Raw genomic sequence first — 23439 nt, 5'->3', positions numbered from 1 at the left:
GGGATTTTAGGCGGTCAGGGACTGGCACCGGCGTGCCAGCAGCCGGGGTGGGTCAGCGGGACGGGGCTGGAGACGCAGGCGACACAGGATTCGCCGCAGGTTCGGCCACAAATCCGATGCGCTGCAGCCCAGCCAGGTGGGCCGCGCCCATGACTTCGACCACGCGGCCATAGGGCACGGCAGCGTCGGCGCGCAGTTGCACCTCGGTGTCGGGGCGCTCGGCGCCAATGCGGCGCAGGCGCTCGGCCAGCGCAGCCTGCGACAGGGGCTGGTCATCCAGAAACGCCTGGCCCGAGGCATCGACCACCAGCGTGACGAATTGCGGGGCCGTGCCGGGCGTGGCGCCTTCGGTGCGCGGCAGGTCCAGCCGGATGGAGCTGGCCAGCAGCGGTGCCGTGAGGATGAAGATGACCACCAGCACCAGCATTACGTCCACCAGCGGCGTCATGTTGATGTCGCTCATGGGCTGCGGCCCGGTGGTGCGTTCAAGTCTTCCGAAGGCCATGGCGCGGTCAAGCTTCCTGGAGCTCAGGGCCGAGGATCGGCGGGGACAGAGGTGTCAATGATCAGCTCTCGCAGATCGCGCGCAAACCCTTCCAGGTCAGCCTCAATGCGACCGAGCAAGCGGCCAAATACGTTGTAGGCCAGCACGGCAGGGATTGCCACGGCCAGCCCAGCCGCCGTCATGACCAGGGCCTCGCCCACCGGGCCGGAAACGCGATCAATGGTGATCTGCCCCGCGCCTGCCATGGCGGTGAGCGCATGGTATATGCCCCACACGGTGCCCAGCAGCCCCACAAAAGGCGCCGTGGAGCCCACCGTGGCCAGCAGCACCTGGCCAAACTGCAGGCGTCCCAGCACATCGTGCAGGGCATCGCGCAGCACCCGCGTGAGCCGCTGCGACAGGCTGCCAGCCGTGGCCAGCGTGGACTGGGCCATGCTGTCGTGATTCGCTATCAAATTTGCAGCAACCACCAAAGGAAGCACTAGCGCATCCCGGTCAAAAGACTGCAAACGTTGCTGCGCGAGGGCCAGCGAGGGCGCCTGCCAGAACGCGGCCGTGCAACGGGCCACGTCGGCACTGGCGCGGCGCATGAGCCGCAGCTTCCACACAATGACCACCCAGCTTGCCACCGACATGGCCAGCAAGACCAGTGCCGCACTTTGCGTCACGGCATCGCCCTGGCGCCACCAGTGGAGCGCGTCCATGGGAGTCGGCGGATCAGTGCAAGCCCAGCACGTCGAACATGTCGAACATGCCAGTCTTGTGGGCCGCCAGGAAGCGCACGGCGCGCAAGGCGCCCTGCGCGTACGTGGCGCGGCTGGAGGACTTGTGCGTGACCTCGATGCGCTCGCCGATGCCCGCAAACAGCACGGTGTGGTCGCCCACGATGTCGCCACCACGGATGGCAGCAAAGCCGATGCTGGAGGGGTCGCGCTCGCCCGTCACGCCTTCGCGGGCGTACACGGCGCAGTCCTTGAGGTCGCGGCCCAGGGCCTCGGCAATCACCTCGCCCATCTTGAGCGCGGTGCCCGAGGGTGCATCGACCTTGTGGCGGTGGTGGGCTTCGATGATTTCGATGTCGTACCCCGTGGCCATGGCCTTGGCGGCCATTTGCAGCAGCTTGAGCGTGACGTTCACACCCACGCTCATGTTGGGCGAGAACATGATGGCGGTGCGCTGTGCGTAGGCGTCGAGTTCGGCCTTTTGTGCATCGGTGAAACCGGTGGTGCCGATGACGGCCTTCACGCCCAGCTGGCTGCACACGGCCATGTGGGCCAGCGTGCCCTCGGGGCGGGTGAAGTCAATGAGCACCTCGGCGTTCTTCAGGCCAGCCGCCAAGTCGGCCGTGATGGCCACACCGCTGGCATAGCCCAGAAAGGCCGTGGCGTCCGAACCGATGGCCGGGCTGGCGGCCACATCCAGTGCACCGGCCAGCACGCAGTCGTCGCTGGCGCGGATGGCCTCGATCAGCATGCGGCCCATGCGGCCCGAAGCCCCGGCGACGGCTACACGGAGGGGGGATGCCGCGGGAGCCGCAGGCGAAGAAGTCGCGGTCATGAAAAGGTCCTGTTCATAGATAGGGCAGCCAGCGCACCGGGCTCACTGCCAGGGCCGCAAGGTTCAGCGCGCGGGCGCTTCGAGCGGCGGGTAACTGGTGGCGGCAGGCAATGCCGACGGTGTGGCCGCTGCTGGCGCGGGGCGCTCCTTGACCGGGTACTTGGCCAGTTGCTCCGGCGTGGCTTCCAACGCCGGCACCTTGCCCTTGGCACCGTCGCGCGCACCCAGCGTGGCGACGAACTCGGTCTCGGTCGGCATTTCATCGCCTTCGGATCGCTCCAGGGCATCGCCCTTGAAGAACACGGTCAGCTTGCGGGTCTGAATCTCTTCGCCAGGGCGTTTGAGCGTGAACACGTACTCCCAGCGGTCCGCATGGAACAGGCTGGTGACCAGCGGCGTCCCGAGAATCTCGCGCACTTGCTGGCGGCTCATGCCGGGCTGCAGGGCTTCGACCTGCTCGCGGGACACGAAATTGCCCTGCACCACGTCCACCCGGTAGGGCTTGACGATGTTGGCGATGCGGCTGCTGGCGCCATCCAGACTGCCGCAACCGGTCAGGGCGGCCATGCTGGCACCGATCAACACAACCAGGCCCAGACGGGCGCTGTAACGGGCTTGGACGGGCATGGGTAAAAGGCCAAAGGATATGATCGTCCCATTGTAGCGGCAGCCCCTCCGGACCCTGAGCCGGTTGCCCGCCCCCGAAAGAGCCAGCCATGACCAATATCGACGAACTCAAAAGCACGGGACTCAAGGCCACACTGCCCCGACTGAAGATTCTGGAGATTTTCCAGAAGGGAGCGCAGCGCCACATGACGGCCGAAGACGTGTTCCGCGTGCTGCTGGAAGAGCGCTCGGACATCGGCCTGGCCACCGTGTACCGGGTGCTCACACAATTCGAGCAGGCCGGCATCCTGATCCGCAGCAATTTCGAGAGCGGCAAGGCGGTGTACGAGCTCAACGAAGGGCAACACCACGACCACTTCATCTGCACTTCGTGTGGCAAGGTGGAAGAGTTTTACGACCCCGAGATCGAAAAGCGGCAGCACGCTGTGGCCAAAGCCAAGGGCTGGCTGGTGCAGGACCACACCATGGCCCTGTACGGGCAGTGCGCCGACTGCGCTAAGAAATGACTCTCCCCTGAGCCACCTTCGGCGTCTTCCCACCGAGGGGGACGCTCCCGGCGCGGCGCGGCGGCCCTAGCGCGACAGCGCTGGTATGGGCCGCGCCAGTTTTGGTGGCCTGAGCGCCGCTAGCCGCCCGTATCGCGCTCCATGGCACGGCGATGGCGTTCGACAAACTCTTGGTAGGTGTCGATGCCGCGCAGTTGCAGGATGGTGTTGCGCACGGCGGCCTCGACCAGCACGGCGATGTTGCGGCCGGCGACCACCTGGATCACGACCTTGAGCACCGGCACGCCCAACACGTCCTGCGTAAGCGGCTCGTAGGGCAGACGCTCGTAGTCACGCTCCAGCGTCTCCTTACGCACCAGGTGCACGATGAGCTTGAGGCGCATCTTGCGGCGCACCGCCGTCTCGCCAAAGATGGCGCGGATATCGAGCAGGCCGATGCCGCGCACTTCCAGCAGGTTTTGCAGCAGCTCGGGGCACTTGCCCTCGATGGTCGTCTGGTTGATGCGGAACAAATCCACGGCATCGTCGGCCACCAGACCGTTGCCACGCGAGATCAGCTCCAGGCCCAGCTCGCTCTTGCCCAGGCCCGACTCGCCGGTGATCATCACGCCCAGGCCCAGAATATCCATGAACACACCGTGCATCGTGGTGCGGTCAGCGAAGTGCTTGGACAGGTAGGCGCGCAGCACGTCGATGACAAACGCCGACGACTCGTGCGTGGAAAACATCGGAATCTGCGCACGCTCGCACATCGACACCAGCGCGTCGGGTGCGGTCTGGTTGTCGGCCAGCACCAGAACGGGGGGCTCCAGCGTCACGATACGGGCGATGCGGCGCTTGCAATCGTCAGGGGAGGCGTTGCTCAGGTACGCAATCTCGCGCTCGCCGAGGATCTGGACCCGGTACGGATGGATGTAGTTGAGATAGCCGACCAAATCGGCGCCGGAACGTGCGGAGCGCACGGCCACTTCGTCAAAACGGCGCTCGGAGGCTCCGAGACCTGCCACCCACTCCCACTTCAGGGGGCCGCGAAATTCCTCGAAAAGAACGTCGGCGCTGACAACATTGGGCTTCACGGCAGGTCAGTCAGGGTGATCAGCGCAGGCGGCGGGGAAAGCACTCAGGCCGTTTGGGTGGATTGCCAGCCCGCGATCATGCCGTGCAGTTCGGCGGCATCAGCGCAGGCCTTGAGCTTTTCGCGCAATGCAGAGTCGCTGAGCAACTCGGCAATCTCGGAGAGGATTTCCAGGTGTTTTTGCGTGGCCGCCTCGGGCACCAGCAAAAAGATCAGCAGACCCACCGGCAACTCGTCCGGCGCATCGAACCCAATGGGATTGAGCAACTGAAACACGGCCGCCATCGGGGCCTTGAGGCCTTTGATGCGCCCATGGGGAATGGCCACGCCATGACCGAGCCCGGTGGAGCCCAGGCGTTCGCGAGCAAACAGACTGTCGGTGATCAGCGCCCGGGAGAGGCCGTGCTGGCTCTCGAACAGCAGACCCGCTTCTTCAAAAGCACGCTTCTTGCTGGTGGCGTCCACGCTCACAAGCACTTGAGCGGAGGGCAGGATGGAGGCGAGTCGGTTCATGGTCAAGGGTAACAATTATGCACATATTGGCGAAAACCCTGAGCGCGGCGCGTCAGGCAACAAAAAAACCGCCCGAGAGGGGCGGCTGCTGTGCCAGGCTCAGGGCTGGCGCATCAAGCGTGCAGTTCGCGCTTGGCGGCTTCGTGGTGGTGATCTTGCAAACGGTCCTTGTGGCGGACCACCTGGCGGTCCATCTTATCGACCAGTTCGTCCACAGCCGCATACAGGTCGGCGTGGGAGCTTTCGGCAAACAGGTCGCTACCCTTGACGTGGATGTTGCATTCCGCTCGCTGTCTCTTTTCCTTTTCCTTTTGCTTCTCTACCGTCAGCAGTACCTTGACATCGACAACTTGGTCAAAATGGCGGGTGATCCGGTCCAGCTTGGTGGTGACGTAGTTGCGCAAGGCGGGAGTAACTTCGAGGTGGTGACCGCTGATCGTCAAGTTCATAAATAAGTCTCCTGTGGCTCTCGGTGGAAAAACGCCGTCCTGGATCAGAGGAGCGGCTCGGCGAACTTGGATGCATCTGTTGTTGACGTCGTGGGTTCACTATGCCCCTGCCCTCCCTGAAATGCAATCCCATACCGCCGCAGGCCGCTGGGTTATGCCCGGCAAGGTGCCAAGCACCCGAAAAGCGCGCACAATGGGCGGATTGAAGGGACTGGCCAAAGTGCAGCGCAAGCCCCTTTCTTGTCACCGTGCCGACGGCGTCGCGCCATGCAGCGTGAGGCGCCCCACCACCAGCATCGACAGCAGGCTGGCGCCGATGCCCACCAGCGCAGCCACCCAGTAGTTCTGTACCAGCCCCTGCGCATCGCGGCTGATCAGCACCCCTCCCACAAAAGACGCAACACCCATCGCCGCCGATTGCACGGAGGCGTTCAGCGTCATGAAGGTCCCCCGCAAAGGCGCGTGCGCCGCAGAGGCAATGATGGCCATGCCGGGAATCATGCGGCCACTGACGAAAGTGAACATCAGCGTGGACACCATCAACACGCCCCACAGCGGCAACCCCTGCACCAGCGTGATACCCAGGATGCAGGGAAGACCTGCGAGGGCCAGCCACCGGAAGGTGGGCACCTTGCCATGCCGGTCTGTCATGCGCCCGAACAGGCGTGCCGTGAACAAGGTCACCACCCCGCCACACAGGTACACCAGCGGCACCTGATCGGCGCGCACACCCGCATTGGTCTGCATGTAAATGGTGATGTAAGGAATCACCGTAAAACCTGTAAACATCAGCAACGCCGAGAACAGAAATGCCCACCGGTGGTTGCCATCCGCCAGCACCTGGGCGATACCGCTCAGCACAGACCGCCCGTTGGCAGCCTGGACATGGCCCGCCATGGTCGGTAGCGTGCGGGCCGCCTGCACGGCCAGCACTCCCACCATAGCGGCAATGCCAATGAACGGCAGGTTCCAGCCCCCGTACTGCGCGAGGATCAGCCCCAGGGGCACGCCAGCCACCGTGGACACGGAAAACGACGTCATCACGATGCCCATGGCACGCCCTCGCCGCTCGAAGGGCACCACGTCCGCCACGATGGTCTGCGACAAGGCCGACAGCACGCCGCCAAAAGTCCCCGCGAGAATGCGTGCCACCATCAGCGTGCCGTACGTGGGCGCGAGGCCACAGGCCAGCGTCGCCAGCCCAAACAGGCCATAGAGCACCAGCAGAAGCCGCTTGCGACCGAAGCGATCGATGTAAGTCGAAGCCAGCAGGCCTGACGCCCCCGCCGACAGCGTGTAGGCAGACACCAGCAAACCAAACTGCGCGTCGGTGATCGCAAACAGCTGCGTGAGCTGCGGACCCAGCGGCATCATGATCATGAAATCCAGGATGTGGGTGAACTGGATGCCTGCCAGCGTCAGCAGCAGCCACAGTTCGCGGCGGGGGGAAAGCTCAGGCGTAGAAGAAGACACAGCAGACGGCCGCGGGGGCCCAGGCAGGTTCAGGGCCGCCCAGTGTGCCGCATGCCTGCCCGGAACACACCCTTCTCGGCGCATTCCCCGCGGAAACCGCCGCCCTTCAGAGCGGCGCGTAAAATCCATTGGTTGCGTCCAGGCCTCCCCTGCCGCGCCCCCCTTTCCCCTACGTTCTTCGGACTGCCCGCAGCGGACACCCACCGCCCACACCGACACCATGACCCAGCCCAGCTCCACCGCCCTGCACACTTCGGCCCTGACTTCGCTGCCCCTGCTGGCACGCGGCAAGGTGCGTGACAACTACGCCGTGGGCGATGACCGCATCCTGATGGTGGCCAGCGACCGCCTGTCGGCCTTCGACGTCATCATGGGCGAGCCTATCCCCGGCAAGGGCGAGCTGCTCACCCAAATGGCCCTGTTCTGGTTCGACAAGCTCGGCCACATCTGCCCCAATCACCTCACAGGTGACGCACCCGAGAGCGTGGTGAGCCCCGAGGAAGCCCCTCAAATCCGTGGCCGCTCGATGCTAGTGAAGCGCCTCCAACCCATTCCGGTCGAAGCCGTGGTGCGCGGCTACCTGGCTGGCAGCGGCTGGAAGGAATACCAGGAATCGCGCTCGGTCTGTGGCGTGCCCCTGCCCGAAGGCCTGACCAACGCCGCCAAGCTGCCCGACCCCATCTACACGCCCGCCGCCAAGGCCGCCATGGGCGAGCACGATGAGAACATCACCTTCGAGCGCACGGTGGAGATGATTGGCCTGGACCTGGCCACCCGCATCCGCGATCTGAGCATTGCCATCTACAAGGCCGCGGCCGACATCGCGCTCACCAAGGGCATGATCATTGCCGACACGAAATTCGAGTTTGGCCTGGCCCCTGACGGCACGCTGGTGCTGATGGACGAGGTGCTGACCCCCGACAGCTCCCGCTACTGGCCAGTGGAGGGCTACGCTGAAGCCCTGGCCAAGGGGGAGAACCCGCCCAGCTACGACAAGCAGTTTGTGCGCGACTGGCTGGAGCAGGCCCAGGTCAACGGCAAGCCCTGGGACAAGACCCCTCCATCGCCCCGCCTGCCCCAGGCGGTGATTGAAAAGACGGCGGCGAAGTACCGTGAGGCACTGGAGCGGCTGACAAGCTGACCTGCGCTGCCGCCAACGCCCGTGCAGCTATAAAAAAGGCCCTTGAAGGGCCTTTTTTCTTTGGAGTGCGCCTTCTCAGCTCAGCACCACACTCGACAACCGCCGGCGGTAGGTGGCCACCACCGGGTCTTCGGGGGGGATCTGGCCCTCGGCTACCTTGGGCTTGGGCGCCTCGATCAGTTCGAGGATGGCGACGTAGGTCTTTCGGGCGATCTCTTCGCTCCACGCCTTATCGCGCATGAGGATTTCGAGCAGTTCGTCCATGGCGTCGGTCCAGCGCTGCTGGGTGATGAGCCAGCGGGCGCGGGCATAGCGGGTGTCAAAATCCCGCTTGTTCGCGGCGATTTTTCCCTCAAATCCGGCCTCAGCGCTAGTGTCATATGTGCCAGACGCTACAAAATCCAGAGCATCCATCCATGTCTTGAGGGCCCCCAGCTTGCGCGACATGGCGGCCTTGGCAATCACGGGAGCAAAAGCCACCTTGGCATCGTCCTCGCGCCCCAGCTGCAGCAGCAGCTTGACGTAGTCAAAGCGCGCGTCATCGTTGGCGGGGTCGGTCACGACGGCATGCTGCAGCTTCTCCAGTGCGGTGCCGGTATCACCTTCGGCCAGAGCTTCCTGCGCCTCTTCTTCCTCGGCCTCGGCCACCATCTCTTCAGCGGTGGGGACGTGCTTGTCGAGGAAGGCGCGCACCTGGCCTTCGGGCAAGGCGCCCATGAAACCATCGACAGGCTGACCGTTCATCAGCAGCACGCAGGTAGGAATGCTGCGGATTCCGAACATGCCCGCCAGCTGCTGTTCCTGGTCGGAGTCGATCTTGGCGAGCTTGAAGCGGCCCGCGTATTCCGTCTCCAGCTTCTCCAGCACCGGCCCCAGGGACTTGCAGGGGCCACACCAGGGCGCCCAGAAGTCCACCAGCACGGGCACGTTCATCGAGGCGGCAACCACCTCGGCTTCAAAGTTCTCTACGGTGACGTCAATCATGATGGTGTGGGGCCCGAGGCCTATGGAGCGGTTTGCGCGCTATTTTGGCCCATCGAAACAGCCCCACACCCGCCAGGGAGGCGCAAAAAGTAAAATCGCGGGTTCTACCTACAGCGGCTGGGCAGGCAAGGCCTGCCGGCCAGCACCTTCCACACCATGAAACCCATCCAGATCGGCGTGGTCATGGGTTCCAGCAGCGACTGGGACACCATGCAGCATGCAGTGCAAATCCTTGAACAGTTCGGCATCGCGCACGAGGCCCGCGTGGTGTCGGCCCACCGCATGCCCGACGACATGTTTGCCTACGCCGAGGCCGCCGCCGGCCGGGGGCTGAAGGCCATCATCGCCGGGGCCGGCGGTGCTGCCCACCTGCCCGGCATGATCGCCGCCAAGACCACCGTGCCCGTGCTGGGCGTGCCCGTGGCCAGCCGCCACCTGCAGGGTGTGGATTCGCTGCACTCCATCGTACAAATGCCCAAAGGCATCCCCGTGGCGACGTTTGCCATCGGCACCGCCGGCGCGGCCAACGCAGCCCTGTTTGCTGTGGCCCTGCTGGCCAATGAGAGCCCCGAGCTGCGCCAGCGCCTGGAAGCCTTCCGCGCCGAGCAGACGGAAGTGGCCCGCAACATGACCCTGCCGCCCGCCGCATGAGCGCCGCCACGCAACCCTTGCTCCCCGGATCGACGTTGGGTGTTCTGGGTGGCGGCCAGCTGGGCCGCATGTTCGTCCACCAGGCCCAGGCTATGGGCTACTTTACGGCCGTGCTCGATGCCGACCCCACCAGCCCTGCCGGGCTGGTGAGCCACCACCACATCCAGACAGGTTACGAAGACCCGCAGGGCCTCGCAGAGCTGGCCCGCCTGTCGGATGCGGTGACCACCGAGTTCGAGAACGTACCCGCCGCTGCACTGGCCACCCTGGCCTCGCAACGCCCCGTGTCGCCCGCCGCCAGCGCCGTGTCGGTGGCGCAGGACCGTGCACGCGAGAAGGCGCACTTTGTGGCCTGCGGTGTGCCCTGCGCGCCCTTTGCCGTGATCGAAACCGCAGAGCAACTGGCCGCCGTATACCCCCACCTTTTGCCCGGCATCCTCAAGACGGCCCGCATGGGCTACGACGGCAAGGGCCAGGTGCGCGTGAAGACGCCCGCCGATCTGGCCCCCGCCTGGGATTCGGTTGGCCAAGTGGCCTGCGTGCTGGAGAAGATGCTGCCGCTGCAGCTGGAATGTTCCGTCATCGTGGCGCGTGGTGCCGATGGGACGATGGTGCACCTGCCGGTGCAGCGCAACCTGCACCGCGACGGCATCCTGGCCGTGACCGAGGTTTATGAAGGAAATCTGCCGCAAGCGCTAGTGGATCAAGCGGTAGCCGCTGCAAAATCTGTAGCAGAAGGCCTGCAGTATGTGGGCGTGCTGTGTGTGGAGTTCTTCGTGCTGCAGGACGGCAGCCTCGTGGTCAACGAGATCGCCCCTCGCCCGCACAACAGCGGTCACTACAGCCAGAACGCCTGCGATGTGTCGCAGTTCGAGCTGCAGGTGCGCACCATGGCCCGCCTGCCGCTGACGCAGCCGCGCCAGCACAGCGCCGCCGTCATGCTGAACCTGCTCGGCGACCTGTGGTTTGCCCACGGCGACGCGGCGCAGACCCCGCCCTGGGCCCAGGTACTGGCCCTGCCCGGCACCCACCTGCACCTGTATGGCAAGCGCGACGCCAAGCGCGACCGCAAGATGGGGCACCTGAACATCACCGCCGCCACCCCCGAGGCTGCGCGCGCCACAGCCCTGCAGGCTGCAGCGCTGCTGGGCATCGAGCCCTTCTGAGCCAGGCTGTTTCCATGATTCTCGACGGCAACGCCCCCCAGGCCATCGCCACCGCTGCACGCGCAGTGCGCAGCGGCGCCCTGCTGGGGCTCCCCACCGAAACGGTGTATGGCCTCGCAGCCGATGCCAGCAGCGATACCGCCGTGGCGCAGATCTTCGCGGCCAAGGGGCGGCCCAGCGACCACCCGCTGATCGTGCACGTGGCCAATGCCGAGGGCATTGCGCATTTCGCCAGTGAAGTGCCCGGCTTTGCACAAAAGCTCGTTGATGCCTTCTGGCCCGGCCCACTCACGCTCATACTGCCGCGCTTGCCCGGCGTAGCCAACGCCGCCACCGGCGGGCAGGACAGCGTGGGATTGCGCTGCCCCGCACACCCCGTGGCCCACGCCCTGCTGGTGGCCTGCGCGGCCGCTGGCGACAGCAATGAGGCTGGCGGCCCTCCCGTGTGGGGCGTTGCAGCCCCCAGTGCCAACCGTTTTGGCCGCGTGAGCCCCACCACCGCCCAGCATGTGCAGGACGAGCTGGGCGACGACCTGCTGGTGCTGGACGGCGGGCCCTGCGATGTAGGCATTGAAAGCACCATCGTGGACTGCACGCGTGGTGTGCCCGTGCTGCTGCGGCCCGGAGCCATCACCCGGGCGCAGATTGCGGCCGCTTGCGGCATGGCCCCGCTGTCCAAGGAAGACCTCCCCACGGCCACACCCCGCGCCTCGGGCACGCTGGAGGCTCACTATGCTCCTAGCGCCAAGGTGCGGCTGATGGACGCGAAGGCGCTGCAGACCAGCCTGGACCTGCTGGGTACCGATGCCGCCCACATTGCGATCTATGCCCGCGCTGCGTTGCGCAGTCGGTCCTCCAAGCTGGTCATGCGGCGCATGCCCGATGACGCGGCTGCCACAGCGCAGCAGCTGTTCGCCGTGCTGCGCAGTTTTGACGACGAAGGCGTGAAGCTGATCTGGATCGAGACCCCGCCCGCCAGCCCCGATTGGGAAGGCGTGCGCGACCGCCTGCAGCGCGCATCCGCCGCCTGAGCCTGCGCGATGGCGCCGCTTTACATCCGTTGACTTTGCGTCGTTAAACTACCCCCCACTTTTCTGGAGAAATACATGGCAGCAAATTGGATGCGCCGCACCATCATGGTCGCCGCATGTGCGTCGGCCGCGTTGCTCGCGGCCTGCGGTTCCAGCACCACCGAATCGGCCATCTCGCCCCAGCGCTTTATTGCGTTCGGCGACGCCATGAACGATGTGGGGCAAAACGGCTCGCGTTACACCGTCAATGACGGCAGCGTCAACAACTGGACCCTGCAACTGGTGGCCAACTACGGCAAGTCGCTTGCCCCGGTCTCCGCAGGCGGCCTGAGCTACGCCACTGGCAACGCCCGCGTCAGCGCCAAGCCCGACGCCGCAGGCAATGCCAGCACCCGGACCGTCACCGAACAAATCGATACCTTTCTGGCCAGTGGCAGCTTTGCGGCCACCGACGTGGTGATCGTGAGCGGCGGTATCAGCGACGTGATCGCCGGCATGGCCGCTGTGAACGCAGGCACCCAGACCCAGGACGCCATGGTGGCCGCCGCCCGCAAGGCCGGGGAGGACCTGGCTGCACAGGTGCGCCGCCTGGTGACGGCGGGCGCCAAGTATGTGGTGGTGACCGGCACCTACGACCTGAGCAAGACCCCCTGGGCCAAGACCATTGGCCGCGAAGCCCTGCTGAGCAACGCCAGCAGCCGCTTCAACGAAGGCCTGCTGGTGGGCATCGTGGACCTGGGCGCCAACGTGCTGTACGTGGACTCGGCCTACTACGTGAACCTGTACACCAGCGTGCCTGGCAACTACGGCTTCAACAACTCCACGGCGGCAGTGTGCACGTCGGTGGACGCGAACAACGGTATCGGCATCGGCGCGGGCCAGGTCAATTCGGCCCTGTGCACGTCGTCCACGCTGCTGTCGGGTGCCAATGCCACCTCGTTTGTGTTTGCTGACAGCGTGTACCTCACGCCGTCGGCCCAGCGCCAGTTTGGCACCTACGCCTACGACCGACTGCGCGCACGCTGGTAAGCCGGCGCGCTCCGCGCTCCACCCAGCAAAAAAGCCGCCCAGTGGGCGGCTTTTTTGTGGGCCATCGATCTGCCCCGGATGAAGGTCAGAACCGATACACCACGCCCAGCGCCACCACGTTGGGGTTGAGCTTGACGTCGATGGTCTGGCCTGTGGACAGGGTGTTGCGGGTCTTCACAAAAGTCTTGTAGTACGCCACGTCCAGCGACCACTGGTCGTTGAGCGCAATGCTCACCCCCACCTGAGGCGTGAGGCCAAACCGCGATTCAGCGCTCAGCGTAGTGGGACGGGAGGGACTGCCACCGGTCAGACCGGTCAGCGCGGCGGTCCCCCGCTCCTTGAAGAACTTGGCGTAGGTCACGCCCAGGCCCACGTAGGGGCGCACCCGCGCATTGGCCTCCAGAAAGCGGTACTGCGCGAACACGGTCATGGGCAGCACCTTGACCTCGCCGATCTTGCCCACGCCGCCGATGGCTCCGGCGCCCATGATGTTGTGCTTGAAAGGCAGTGCCAGGGGCACGTCCACCGCCCAGTGGTCGGTGAGCATGTAGGTGATGCCGCCAGCCAGCTGCGTGTCGGCATGCACGTCCACCTTGGTGCCCGTGAAGCTGGGCGCGGACAGGTCGCCACTGGTGACCTGGGGCGCGATTTGCGTGGCGCCCGCGCGCACCAGCCAGCTGCCAGCGGTCTGGGCCTGCGCGCCGCCGGACAGGGTGAGCGCCAGTGCGACCACAACGCCAGCCAGGGAAGGGGTGATGGTTTTGTTTTGCATGGTGTATGAACCCTTCAACTGCCGATTACAGCCAGCCCGCGCGGGCCAGCGAACGCGATACCAGCTGGCTGACCAGCTGGTGGCCATACGGCGTGGGGTGGAAGCTATCGGAGAACGCATAGGTCTTCCACCAGTCCGCGCCGCCCGTGGCGCCTGCGGGCGGCGTCTGTGCCGACAAAGCTGCCGCCGTGCACGTGGGGAAGGTATAGGTGGGCAGGCCGTCAGCACCTTGGCCGGTGATGGGGCACGCGGTGTTCTTGGCATTGGTCAGCCCGAACTGCGCGGGGTTGGCCACCTGGTCGTTGAACGAGGTGTAGAAGTCCACCACCACCACCTTGCTGTTGCCCGCAAAACGTTTGGCCAGCTGGGCGTTGAAGGCTTCGAGCCAGGCCTTGAGCAGGCCCTGCACCTGCGCGCTCGCGGCGGCGCCGGCCGACGCCGTGATGCCACCGAGCACCTGCTGCAGGCGCGGCGTCTTGTCGATGGCGGGCATGTTGAGCACCGCCACACGCTGCGCGCCCTTGCTCAAGGCATTGGCTTCGATCGCGTCGTGGAACTTGTCAGCCAGCGCCACCATGTAGGCGCCGCCCACCTGGGCCTGGCCCGTAGCACCGCCCGCCAGGCCGGCGTTCACCGTGGCCGCAGGCAACAGGGTGGAGAGCACCGCACCGAAGGCCTTGCCGCCATCCTTGGAGGCCGACAGGTAGGCACCGATGAGGTCCGCAGCGTCGTTGCCGCCACCGTCGATCAGCAACAGGTCCCCCGCGCTGAAGCCGTCAGCCCCTGCGTCGGTCAGCTGCTTGACGATGGAGACAGGCGATGCAGGCGCCGTGAAGTTGTTGATGCGACCGCCACCAATGGCGTAGTTGGTGCAGCCCGCCGCGTTGTTGAACGCGCTGCCGGTGGACACATAGCGGGGGCAGAGCGTGTTTGCGTAGCTGCTGGCCACCAGCTCGGGCCAGATGGGTGTGGACGCTGGGCCTGTGGGTGCGCTGCCTTGCACCGTGAACTTGAAGCCGAACGTGCCGCTGTCGGCGATGCTGTCACCCATGACCTTGACGGTCTTGATGGGCGCCACCGGCGAGGTGTCGGCACCGCCGCCCCCACACGCCACCAGCAGCGATGCTGCCGCCAGAGAAACCCACAAAGCCTTGCGCTGAAAAACCATCGGTATCACTCCTGTTATCGTAAAAATAGAACGACCGTGCTATTCCTCGCAAATCATATTCGCCAACGCAAAAAAGCCCCACCGGGTAAACACCGGTGGGGCTTAGGTGGCGGGTTCTAAAAGCCTGTGGGACCCGTTCAGCGCTTCACACAGGCATCACGGCTGTCATTTGACGGTGTCGAACACGGCCTTGGCCTGCGCATGGCAGAACGGCGGCTCGTAGGTGCCATGGTAGCTGCCGTAGTAGGTAGCAAAGGCTGCCGAGTTAGGGTCGGTGGGTGCCTTGCCGCCAGGGCCGTAGGTGGCCTGGATGGCAGCGTCCACATCGACTGTGTTGACGTTCGTGACACCCCGGCTGTCAAAGTCGGCTTTCATGACGACCATGTGAACGGCCGGCGGCACGGTGGGGTCGCCAGCACCGCCACACAGCATCACACGCGCCTTGGGGGTCCAGCCCAGCAGGTCGTTCTTTTTGGCGGCCAGGTACAGCGGGTGGGTGGTGCTGGTCTGGGAGCCGGTGATGAACGCCGACTGGAACAGCGCGTCACGCGCCTGGTTGGGTGTGCCCGACGGCAGCGTGCCCGTGGTCACCAGGGTGGTGTAGTTGAGCGTGGGGTTGGGCAGCAGGTTCTCGATGTAGCCGGAGTACGGCGCCTTGAACACATCCTTCACGTCGGTATAGACGTTGCCATAGACCTTCTGCCAGGCCGTGACGAGGTAGGGCACAAAGAACTGCACGCCCGCGATCGCATCCGGAAGGCGCAGCGAGCCCGACAGGTTGTAGGGGCCTGCCAGGTGCGCGCCTGCGACCACATTGAATTCGTTGCCGTAGTCCCGCTCGGCTGCGCGCTGCGCTGCCATGGACGAGTGGCCGCCCTGCGAGTACCCGGTGAACATCACCTTGCCCGACAGCGTAGCACCCACCGTGCCTGCCGCATTGCGTGCAGCACGCACCGAGTCGATGACCGAGGTGGCTTCCGAGTCGGCATGCAGGTAGGGGTGATAGCTGTAGCCCGACTTGGCAAAGCCCAGGTAGTCGGTGGCCACCACGGCATAACCCTGCGCGGCGTACATGGCAGCCAGCAGGAAGGTTTCGTTGTCCTGCGGGTTGGCCAGGGTGCGGGGCTTTTGCACATCGGTGCCCTTGGCATAGGCCACCAGCGGGGCTGCGGTGGTGCAGGCGCCGGCAGGCACCAGCATCACGCCCGAGGCGTTGGTGTTTTCGCCGCTCTTGGCACCCACGGTCGCATAGTTCAGCGACACCACCTTCACATCGCACTTGGCCTTGCCGCTGATCGCCTGCAGGCCGCTGCTGGCCGTGGCCGCGTCGATCTGCGCCACGGTGAGCGTCGTGAGCGTGGCGGGGGGGTCGATCAGTGCGCCGCGCGCCGGGTCGTCAGAGCCACCGCAGGCGACAAGCAGGACCGCTGCAGCGGCCACACAGGTAAGGCGGAAATAGGTCATGGATGGATACCTCGGTCAGTGAAGAACGACGCATCGTGCGCGCACCTGCGCTGCAGCATCCATAGGGGATAACGCGGGAGGACGGGCGCCGCCAGACACCTAGGCGACAGCGCGCGCAGGCCTGTTAGACCAGTCAGTCGGGACGTCGCACGCCGTACAAAACCTTCATGCCCAGGATGGTGCCGGCCAGGGCCAGGGTGATGGCATTGGCCACCACGATGGGCCAGGCCGCCAGCGCCAGGCCGTAGGCCAGCCACAATGCCACCCCCACCGTGAAAACGCTGTACATGCCCAGCGAGATACCGCTCACGTCCCGCGTGCGAAAGGTGTGCAGGGCCTGCGGCACAAAGCTGCAGGTGGTCAGGCAGGCGGCCAGATAGCCGATCAGTTCATGGAGTTGCATGGTGGGGAAAACGCAGGGCAGCAGCGATTATTCACTGCTCACGTGCCGTCCAGTCGATGAGGCTGTCGAGCACGGGCCGCGCAGCCCCTGCGTTGGGGTGGTTGACCACCGCCACCAGCACATAGCGGCGCCCGCTGGCGGCATGCACATAGCCCGCCACAGCCATCACGTCGCGCAGGCTGCCTGTCTTGAGGTGGGCGGTGCCCGCCCGGCTCTGGCTGCGGCGCAGCGTGCCATCCACCCCCGTGATCGGCAGCGACGCCACCAGTTCCGGCATCACGGGCGATACCCAGGCCACCTGCAGCATGCGGGCCAAGGCCTGCGCCGTCAGGCGCGCATCGCGGCTGAGCCCGGCGCCGTTGTCTACTTGCGGCAAGTCCGCATCGCCCACGCGGGCCTGCCACCACTGGCGCAGCACCTCGCGGGCGCCGTCGAACGTGGCCACGCCGTTTTTTTGCAGCGCCAGGGTCAGAAAGACCTGCTGCGCCATCACGTTGTTGCTGTACTTGTTCACGTCGCGCACCACCTCGGACAGTGCGGGGGATGTGACCACAAACGCGGGCTTGAGGCCCGGGGGCACCTTGCCGTCTCGCACGCTGCCCGTGAGCTTGCCGCCCAGATCGCGCCACATGCCCTCCACCGCCCGCGCCGCAAAGCCGCGCGGGTCGGCCGCCGCCACCGGCCACACGCGTTCGCCACAGGCAGCGGGGTACACGCCCTGGAACGACACCTTCGAGGGGTCCGACAACTCCGCACGCAGGGCAGTACGCCAGTCCCCACAATCCGCGCCCGGCGCCGCCAGCGCCACGGTGGGCTGGCGCTGCACTCCGGCCAGTGGCGGGTCGTACTGGATGCGCGCCAAGCCCGCGGCCGCATCGGGCACAAAGGTCATCACCGACGACTTGTAATTCAGCAGCAGGGCCTCGGGGGATGCGTTATGGGGCCGCAGCGGCTCGCCATCAAACCGCGCCGGGTCCTGGTCGGGCACATCGAACGCCGTGCGGTCCAGCACGATGTCGCCCACGATGACCTGGATGCCCTGGCCCTGCAGTCGCCGCATCAGCAGCCACAGCCGCTCCATGACCAGCTTGGGATCGCCCTGGCCCTGGATGTACACATTGCCGCGCAGGCTGCCGTCCTGCACCGTACCTTGCACATACACCGGCGTGTTCCAGACATAGGCGGGGCCCAGCTGTTCCAGCGCTGCATAGGTGGTCACCAGCTTCATCACCGACGCGGGGTTCACCGGCACCTGGGCACGGTGCGCAAGGCGCGGGCTGGCCTTGCCGGTAGCTTGCGCGTCCACCACCATCACCGACAGGGACTCGCGCGGCAATTTGGTGCGTGCCAGGGCGGCCTCCACCTCGAGCGGCAGAGTGCCCGCGGCGGGTGCCGCCGTCTGCGCCCCCGCCGAGCCCACCCCACCCGCAGCCACCAGCCACGCAGCACCCCAACCCACCACACCACGCAGCACACGGCGGCGCCAAAGAGCAGAAACAGACAACATGGCGGGGAGTCTATCGCCCGCGCACCTGCACCAAGCGCCGCTTTGCACCCAGCGCCAGCACGGCCTGCGGTGGGCGCCGATAATCGCCCGATGCGTTTTTCTCCCCGCACCATCGGCCTGCTGGCGGCCGTGGTCACCGTCACCATCTGGACGGGCTTCATCATCATCGCCCGCGCCTCAGCCCAGCGCACGCTCACCCCGTTCGACATTGCGCTGCTGCGCATCGTGGGCGCCAGCCTGGTGTTGCTGCCCTGGGGCTGGTGGATCGTGCGACGGCGCCACGCGGCGCCGGGGGCCTCGGCACCGGCGTCCAGCCTGGCGGGCATCTCGCCCCTGCCCTTGCGCACCACGGCGCTGCTGGGCAGCTTTGGCGGGCTGCTGTACGCGCTGCTGGCCTATTCAGGGTTCTTCCATGCACCAGCCACCCATGCGGCGGTGCTCATGCCGGGCAGCCTGCCACTGTGGACGGCGCTGCTGGCCGCCTGGCTGCTGCGCGACCACATCACGCCGTTGCGCGCTGCCGGCCTGGCGCTGATCGTGGCGGGCGACCTGCTGGTGGGCGGGCGCAGCCTGCTGGCGGCGTTTTCGGGCGGGGACGTGTGGAAGGGCGACCTGCTGTTCATGCTGGCCGCATCGTCCTGGGCCACCTACAGCGTGCTGGCACGGCGCCACGCGGTCGATGCGGTGCAGGCCACCATCGCCATCACCGCGTTTGCCTGCATGGTGTACCTGCCCAGCTATGCGCTGCTGGTCTGGCTGGGTGCAGTCACCAGCCATCTGGCCCAGGCGCCGTGGAGCGAGATCGCGTTCCAGATGCTGTTCCAGGGCGGGGGCTCCGTGGTGGTCTCGGGCATTGGCTTCACGCGCATGATCCAGCACTATGGCCCCGTGCGCTCCACCATGATCACGGCCCTGGTGCCCGGCCTGTCGGCCATCGGGGCAGTGGTGTTTCTGGATGAGCCGATGCACTGGAACCTGGTGGCCGGCCTGCTGCTGGTCACCGCCGGTATCCTCGTGGGGGTGCTGCGCAAAAGCCAGGCCCCCGCAGCCGCTGCCAAAGCGGCGTCCTGAGCGCCTTTGTCCCCGCCGCGCCACCCCATACCTCCCGACCCTGCCCATGAATCTGCTTGCCTTTGACACCAGTACCGACACCCTCTCCATCGCTGTGCAGCATGGCGATGGGGTCTGGCAGCACCGGGGGCCCGGGGGCGCGCAGGCCTCGGCGGCGCTGATCCCTGCGGTGCGCGCGCTGATGGCGCAGGCGGGCCTGACGTTCGACACCTTGGACGCGGTGGTGTTCGGGCGTGGCCCCGGCTCTTTCACCGGGCTGCGCACCGCCTGCGCCGTGGCCCAGGGCCTGGCCTTTGGTGCCAAGGGCGGACAGGGAGTGCCCGTGCTGCCGGTGGACACCCTGCTGGCCGTGGCCGAGGAGGCCCGCCAGCAACACGGCTGCACGCAGGTGGTGGCGGTGCTGGATGCGCGCATGGACGAGGTCTACCACGCGCGCTGCGAGTGGCTGCCCGCCGAAGCCCGCTGGCAGGCGGACGAGGACTTCGGCCTGGGTGCACCCGAATCGGTGCAGCCGCCCACAGGCTGGACGGTGGCAGGCAATGCCGGCGCGCCCTATGGCGACCGGCTGGCGCCCACCGCGCCACACGTCACGGCCCTGCCCACCGCCACGGCCCTGCTGCGCCTGGCGCCCGCCCTGATGGCGGCGGGCCATGCCGTGGCAGCGGGCGATGCCCTGCCGCGCTACATCCGCGATAAAGTGGCGCAAACCACCGCCGAACGTGCCGCGCTGCGCACCGCCCAGGCGGCGGCCACTCCCTGAGATGTGGTGAATGAATCCCCCATGAGCGCACTGCCCACTTCTTCTGCATTGCCGCCCGGCGCCAGCCCCGCCCGCCCCGAGGCGCGCTTCGAGACACTGACCCTGGCCCGGCTGGATGCCGTGCTGGCGGTGGAGCAGCGCGCCTATTCGCACCCCTGGACCCGTGGCAACTTCACCGACGCGCTGGCGTCTGGCTACGAGGCGCAGCTGCTGATGGCGGACGACCACCTGCTGGGCTACTTTGTGGCCATGCTGGGGGTGGATGAAGTGCACCTGCTCAACATCACCGTCACCCCCGAATACCAGCGCCAGGGCTGGGCCCGCGTGCTGCTGGACGCCCTGGCCCTGTGGTCACGCGGGCGCGGGGCACAATGGCTGTGGCTGGAGGTGCGGGCGAGCAACCTGCGCGCCCAGCAGATTTACCAGACCCATGGATTCCGCCGCGTGGGCGACCGCAAGCGCTACTACCCCGCCGCGCACGGGCAACGCGAAGACGCCGTGGTCATGAGCCTGGCGCTCTGACCCCACGCCGCACCCCGACCCTGCTGAACCACCGATGGCCTGTTTTCTTTCTGTATGAGCCTCCACCTCGATGCGCGACAGCGCGCCATGCTGCAAGAAATGGGCGTCACCGTGTGGGCCCCCTCACCCGCCCAGGAGGCCACGGCGCAGCCCCCGGCAAGCGCTCCTTCCGCCCCTGCGGCCGTGGCGGCACCTGCCGTCGCGCCGCCGCGCGCACAACCCCAGGCGCCCTCTCCCGCGCCGTCCCCCGCGCCTGCCGAACGTCACCCAGCGCCCCAGGCCCACACCACCAGCCGCAGCGCACCGCCCGCTCCTGCACCGGCCACCACAGGCACGGCCACGCCCGCCCTGCGCCTGCACCCGGCACAGGCGCTCTACCCCACCGCCGACCCGGCGCAGACACCTGCGGGATTGGGCCGGGGCTGGCTCATCGTGGCCGAGAGCATGACGCCCGCCGAGCCCCTGGGTGGCGATGCGGGCCGCCTGCTCGACAACATGCTGCGGGCCATGCAATTGCACCGGCACCCGCGCGTGTTCATGGCGGCGCTGGAACGGTCTGCGCCCGGCACGGAAGCCAGCGCCGATATCCCGGCCACCCTTGCCGACACCGTGGCCCACCTGCAGCCCGCCATGGTGCTGGTGCTGGGCCATGTGGCGGCACGCGCGGCGCTGGGCCGCACCGAGCCCCTGGGCCGCCTGCGCGCAGGTCCGCATGTGCTGGCCGGGTGCCCGGCGGTGGTGACCTACGACCCCGCCTTTTTGCTGCGCTCGCAGGACAACAAGGCCGCCGCCTGGGCCGACCTGTGCCGGGCGCTGGCCATGGTGCGCAGTGCCGAGGCCGAGGGCTGAGAGCCTGTTGGCAGGGCCCCAGCCCCCTTCCATGCCCCCCGCCGGACCGGCGAGATCATCGCCCGGTGCCATAATCCGCCGCTTGCCTAATTTTTACGGAGACAGCTCCTTGGAAACCTACCCGAGTTGGTAGCTTTCAGCTCCCGGCGCATTTGACTGCTGTGGGGTTGAAAGCACCCCTACCCCCACACCGCAGACGCCAAAAAACAAGGGAGTGAGCCCATGCTCAACATCTTTACGCTCGCCAATGGCCGGCTGTTCCAGGAAGAAATCGAGTCCCTGGAAGAGCTGACCAAGTTCCAGCCGATCTGGGTGGACCTGGAAGCCCCCACGCTCGAAGAGAAGCGTTGGATCAAGCAGCACTACGGCCTGTCCATCCCCGAGGATGCGATGGACGAGGACATCGAGGAATCCGCCCGCTTCTACGAGGAAGACAACGGCGAGCTGCACATCCGCAGCGACTTCTTGATCGATGACGACGAAGACCCCCGTTCGGTGCGCGTGGCCTTCATCCTGAACCAGCACAACACCAACCTGAAAAGCCGGGGCGTGCTGTTCTCCATCCACGATGAAGACGTGCCCGTGTTCCGCCTGCTGCGCATGCGCGCGCGCCGCGCGCCCGGCCTCATCGAAGATGCCAAGGAAGTGCTGCTCAAGCTGTTCGACGCCGACGCCGAATATTCGGCCGACACGCTGGAGAACATCTACGACGAGCTGGAGGCCGTGAGCAAACAGGTGCTGGCGGGCGACGTGACCGACACCCGCGCCGGCGAGGTGCTGGCCGCCATCGCGCGCCAGGAAGACTTGAACGGCCGCATCCGCCGCAACGTGATGGACACCCGCCGCGCCGTGAGCTTCATGATGCGCTCCAAGATGCTCAACTCCGAGCAGTTCGAGGAAGCCCGCCAGATCCTGCGCGACATCGAGTCGCTGGACAACCACACAGCGTTCCTGTTCGACAAGATCAACTTCTTGATGGACGCCACGGTCGGTTTCATCAACATCAACCAGAACAAGATCATCAAGATCTTCTCGGTGGCCAGCGTTGCCTTGCTGCCGCCCACGCTGATCGCCAGCGTGTACGGCATGAACTTCAAGTTCATGCCCGAACTGGACTGGTCGCTGGGCTACCCGTATGCGCTGGGCCTGATGCTGGCCAGCGCGCTCGGGCCCATGTGGTACTTCCGCAAACGGGGCTGGCTGAAGTAGCCCCCCTGTGGCGCTGCGCGCCTTCCCCCCGAGGGGAGACGCCTCCAGCGGCCCGGCAAAGCCGGTTCCGCGGTGGCGCTGGTAGAGCGTTGCGCCGGTTTAGAGCATTGTGGCAAATGGCATGCGTCGGAGTCCTCTTTAGAGGAGCAATCTGCCGCAAGCGCTAGTGCAAAAAGCCTTAGCCGCTATCAATTTCATAGTTTTTGTAAAAACGACAGCACCATGTGCTCGGCGTACCGACTGGCCACGGTCTGCACGAATTGGGCGAAGTCGCCGTGGGCGTCGTCGTCGGCGCGGTCGGAGATGGTGCGCACCGCGGCAAAGGGCAGGCTGTAGTCATGGCACACCTGGGCGACGGCGGCACCCTCCATCTCCACGGCCAGCACATCGTGCCCGGCCGCGCGCAGGGCGGTGCACAGGCGCTCGGACTCTTGTGCGGTGGCCACAAAACGATCGCCGCTGGCCACCAGGCCCTGGTGCGCCTGGTGGGCACCCCCATGGATATTTTTCAAGCCCCAGAGGCTGCTTGCGCCAGTGACGCATAGGTTGGCAGCTTCCAAAAGCATAGCAGTCAGTACCGGATCGCACGCCAGGCGGGTGCGTGCGTATCCCGGCAGCTCCCACCGAGGGAACAGCGGCGAGGCATCCATGTCGTGCTGCACATAGTCTTGCGCCACCACCACATCGCCCCGGTACACCCCATCGCCGACACCACCCGCGACGCCCGTGAAGACGATGCGCGCCACCCCAAAATGTTCGATCAAGGCTGTGGCCGTGGTGGCAGCAGCCACCTTGCCGATGCCCGACAGCGCCAGCACCACCGGGCGGTCGTGCAGCTCTCCGCGCCAGAACGCGCGGCCAGCGTGCATCAGCCGCTGCGGGTGCGCCAGCTGTTGCACCAGCGAGCTCTGTTCTTCGGGCAGCGCACTCAGGATGGCAGTGCTCATGCAAAGGTCCTTGGGGTCATGTCATGGGGCCACAAAACACCCGCGCCACCCTGGGCAGCG

26 protein-coding genes are annotated in these 23439 nt (G+C 66.3%); 11 read left to right on the top strand and 15 right to left on the bottom strand.

The features are described 5' to 3' along the window. Positions 1-52: 52 nt before the first annotated feature. The 4 genes from ATF69_RS09345 to ATF69_RS09330 form a co-directional block, all read right to left on the bottom strand. A complete protein-coding gene (locus ATF69_RS09345) occupies positions 53-505 on the bottom strand; it encodes an ExbD/TolR family protein (protein WP_108498735.1) in 453 nt (150 codons plus the stop codon). Positions 506-528: 23 nt separating this feature from the next. Then, positions 529-1209, bottom strand: coding sequence for a MotA/TolQ/ExbB proton channel family protein (locus tag ATF69_RS09340; protein WP_108498734.1), 681 nt, complete (start codon positions 1207-1209; stop codon positions 529-531). Between the two features lie 13 nt (positions 1210-1222). Then, positions 1223-2062: a 4-hydroxy-tetrahydrodipicolinate reductase gene (gene dapB, locus ATF69_RS09335; RefSeq protein ID WP_146870695.1), complete on the bottom strand. Its 840-nt coding sequence runs from the start codon at positions 2060-2062 to the stop codon at positions 1223-1225. A gap of 63 nt (positions 2063-2125) precedes the next feature. After that, positions 2126-2689: an outer membrane protein assembly factor BamE gene (locus ATF69_RS09330; RefSeq protein ID WP_146870694.1), complete on the bottom strand. Its 564-nt coding sequence runs from the start codon at positions 2687-2689 to the stop codon at positions 2126-2128. A gap of 89 nt (positions 2690-2778) precedes the next feature. Between ATF69_RS09330 and fur the strand changes: the two genes are divergently transcribed. Next, on the top strand, positions 2779-3195 hold the full coding sequence (fur, locus tag ATF69_RS09325; RefSeq protein ID WP_056068069.1) for a ferric iron uptake transcriptional regulator: 417 nt from the start codon (positions 2779-2781) through the stop codon (positions 3193-3195). Between the two features lie 119 nt (positions 3196-3314). Here the strand turns inward: fur and hprK are convergent, their stop codons facing one another. The 4 genes from hprK to ATF69_RS09305 all read right to left on the bottom strand — a co-directional run bounded on the left by hprK (position 3315) and on the right by ATF69_RS09305 (position 6705). Beyond that, complete coding sequence (gene hprK, locus ATF69_RS09320) at positions 3315-4271, bottom strand: HPr(Ser) kinase/phosphatase (protein ID WP_056068067.1); 957 nt, start codon at positions 4269-4271, stop codon at positions 3315-3317. Positions 4272-4315: 44 nt separating this feature from the next. Next, the gene (locus ATF69_RS09315; protein WP_056068066.1) at positions 4316-4783 is read right to left on the bottom strand and encodes a PTS sugar transporter subunit IIA; all 468 of its coding nucleotides are present in this window, start codon (positions 4781-4783) and stop codon (positions 4316-4318) included. A gap of 113 nt (positions 4784-4896) precedes the next feature. Continuing rightward, a complete protein-coding gene (hpf, locus tag ATF69_RS09310) occupies positions 4897-5232 on the bottom strand; it encodes a ribosome hibernation-promoting factor, HPF/YfiA family (protein ID WP_015016131.1) in 336 nt (111 codons plus the stop codon). Positions 5233-5475: 243 nt separating this feature from the next. Further along, a complete protein-coding gene (locus ATF69_RS09305) occupies positions 5476-6705 on the bottom strand; it encodes an MFS transporter (RefSeq protein ID WP_146870693.1) in 1230 nt (409 codons plus the stop codon). Between the two features lie 220 nt (positions 6706-6925). Between ATF69_RS09305 and ATF69_RS09300 the strand changes: the two genes are divergently transcribed. Further along, positions 6926-7846 (top strand): phosphoribosylaminoimidazolesuccinocarboxamide synthase, encoded by a 921-nt coding sequence (locus ATF69_RS09300; RefSeq protein ID WP_146870692.1) that lies wholly within the window; start codon positions 6926-6928, stop codon positions 7844-7846. Between the two features lie 75 nt (positions 7847-7921). On the opposite strand, the gene trxA is transcribed toward ATF69_RS09300, so the two are convergent. Continuing rightward, a complete protein-coding gene (gene trxA / locus ATF69_RS09295; RefSeq protein WP_146870691.1) occupies positions 7922-8830 on the bottom strand; it encodes a thioredoxin in 909 nt (302 codons plus the stop codon). A gap of 156 nt (positions 8831-8986) precedes the next feature. Between trxA and purE the strand changes: the two genes are divergently transcribed. The 4 genes from purE (at position 8987) to ATF69_RS09275 (ending at position 12707) form a co-directional block, all read left to right on the top strand. Beyond that, complete coding sequence (gene purE / locus ATF69_RS09290) at positions 8987-9481, top strand: 5-(carboxyamino)imidazole ribonucleotide mutase (protein ID WP_055395445.1); 495 nt, start codon at positions 8987-8989, stop codon at positions 9479-9481. Then, positions 9478-10647 carry a 5-(carboxyamino)imidazole ribonucleotide synthase gene (locus ATF69_RS09285; protein WP_056068058.1) on the top strand — a complete coding sequence of 390 codons (1170 nt, stop codon included), beginning with the start codon at positions 9478-9480 and terminating at the stop codon, positions 10645-10647. Before purE ends, ATF69_RS09285 begins: the two co-directional genes overlap by 4 nt. 14 nt (positions 10648-10661) lie before the next feature. After that, the gene (locus ATF69_RS09280) at positions 10662-11678 is read left to right on the top strand and encodes an L-threonylcarbamoyladenylate synthase (protein WP_146870690.1); all 1017 of its coding nucleotides are present in this window, start codon (positions 10662-10664) and stop codon (positions 11676-11678) included. 75 nt (positions 11679-11753) lie between these two features. Continuing rightward, positions 11754-12707 (top strand): SGNH/GDSL hydrolase family protein, encoded by a 954-nt coding sequence (locus ATF69_RS09275; RefSeq protein ID WP_146870689.1) that lies wholly within the window; start codon positions 11754-11756, stop codon positions 12705-12707. Between the two features lie 85 nt (positions 12708-12792). On the opposite strand, the gene ATF69_RS09270 is transcribed toward ATF69_RS09275, so the two are convergent. The 5 genes from ATF69_RS09270 to dacB form a co-directional block, all read right to left on the bottom strand. Continuing rightward, positions 12793-13479: an OmpW/AlkL family protein gene (locus ATF69_RS09270; RefSeq protein WP_208758706.1), complete on the bottom strand. Its 687-nt coding sequence runs from the start codon at positions 13477-13479 to the stop codon at positions 12793-12795. Positions 13480-13504: 25 nt separating this feature from the next. Next, entirely contained in the window at positions 13505-14647 is a 1143-nt protein-coding gene (locus ATF69_RS09265) for an SGNH/GDSL hydrolase family protein (RefSeq protein ID WP_146870688.1), read from the bottom strand. Between the two features lie 165 nt (positions 14648-14812). Further along, on the bottom strand, positions 14813-16111 hold the full coding sequence (locus ATF69_RS09260) for a lipase family protein (RefSeq protein ID WP_146870687.1): 1299 nt from the start codon (positions 16109-16111) through the stop codon (positions 14813-14815). 133 nt (positions 16112-16244) lie between these two features. Then, complete coding sequence (locus ATF69_RS09255) at positions 16245-16514, bottom strand: SemiSWEET transporter (protein ID WP_015016142.1); 270 nt, start codon at positions 16512-16514, stop codon at positions 16245-16247. A gap of 31 nt (positions 16515-16545) precedes the next feature. Then, a complete protein-coding gene (gene dacB / locus ATF69_RS09250) occupies positions 16546-18021 on the bottom strand; it encodes a D-alanyl-D-alanine carboxypeptidase/D-alanyl-D-alanine endopeptidase (protein WP_146870686.1) in 1476 nt (491 codons plus the stop codon). 90 nt (positions 18022-18111) lie between these two features. Between dacB and ATF69_RS09245 the strand changes: the two genes are divergently transcribed. The 5 genes from ATF69_RS09245 (at position 18112) to corA (ending at position 22432) form a co-directional block, all read left to right on the top strand. Further along, positions 18112-19092, top strand: coding sequence for a DMT family transporter (locus ATF69_RS09245; RefSeq protein WP_146870685.1), 981 nt, complete (start codon positions 18112-18114; stop codon positions 19090-19092). A gap of 46 nt (positions 19093-19138) precedes the next feature. Beyond that, positions 19139-19852, top strand: coding sequence for a tRNA (adenosine(37)-N6)-threonylcarbamoyltransferase complex dimerization subunit type 1 TsaB (gene tsaB / locus ATF69_RS09240; RefSeq protein ID WP_146870684.1), 714 nt, complete (start codon positions 19139-19141; stop codon positions 19850-19852). Between the two features lie 21 nt (positions 19853-19873). After that, positions 19874-20374 (top strand): ribosomal protein S18-alanine N-acetyltransferase, encoded by a 501-nt coding sequence (gene rimI, locus ATF69_RS09235; protein ID WP_146870683.1) that lies wholly within the window; start codon positions 19874-19876, stop codon positions 20372-20374. A gap of 54 nt (positions 20375-20428) precedes the next feature. Then, complete coding sequence (locus tag ATF69_RS09230; RefSeq protein WP_146870682.1) at positions 20429-21223, top strand: uracil-DNA glycosylase family protein; 795 nt, start codon at positions 20429-20431, stop codon at positions 21221-21223. Between the two features lie 222 nt (positions 21224-21445). Continuing rightward, complete coding sequence (corA, locus tag ATF69_RS09225) at positions 21446-22432, top strand: magnesium/cobalt transporter CorA (RefSeq protein ID WP_015016148.1); 987 nt, start codon at positions 21446-21448, stop codon at positions 22430-22432. A gap of 194 nt (positions 22433-22626) precedes the next feature. Here the strand turns inward: corA and ATF69_RS09220 are convergent, their stop codons facing one another. After that, the gene (locus ATF69_RS09220; RefSeq protein WP_146870681.1) at positions 22627-23379 is read right to left on the bottom strand and encodes a 5'-methylthioadenosine/adenosylhomocysteine nucleosidase; all 753 of its coding nucleotides are present in this window, start codon (positions 23377-23379) and stop codon (positions 22627-22629) included. Between the last annotated feature and the right edge of the window lie 60 nt (positions 23380-23439).

The sequence above is a fragment of the Acidovorax delafieldii genome (genome assembly GCF_007993815.1).
GTDB classification, from domain to species: domain Bacteria; phylum Pseudomonadota; class Gammaproteobacteria; order Burkholderiales; family Burkholderiaceae_C; genus Acidovorax; species Acidovorax delafieldii.
This window is presented reverse-complemented; position numbering and strand designations above follow the sequence as displayed.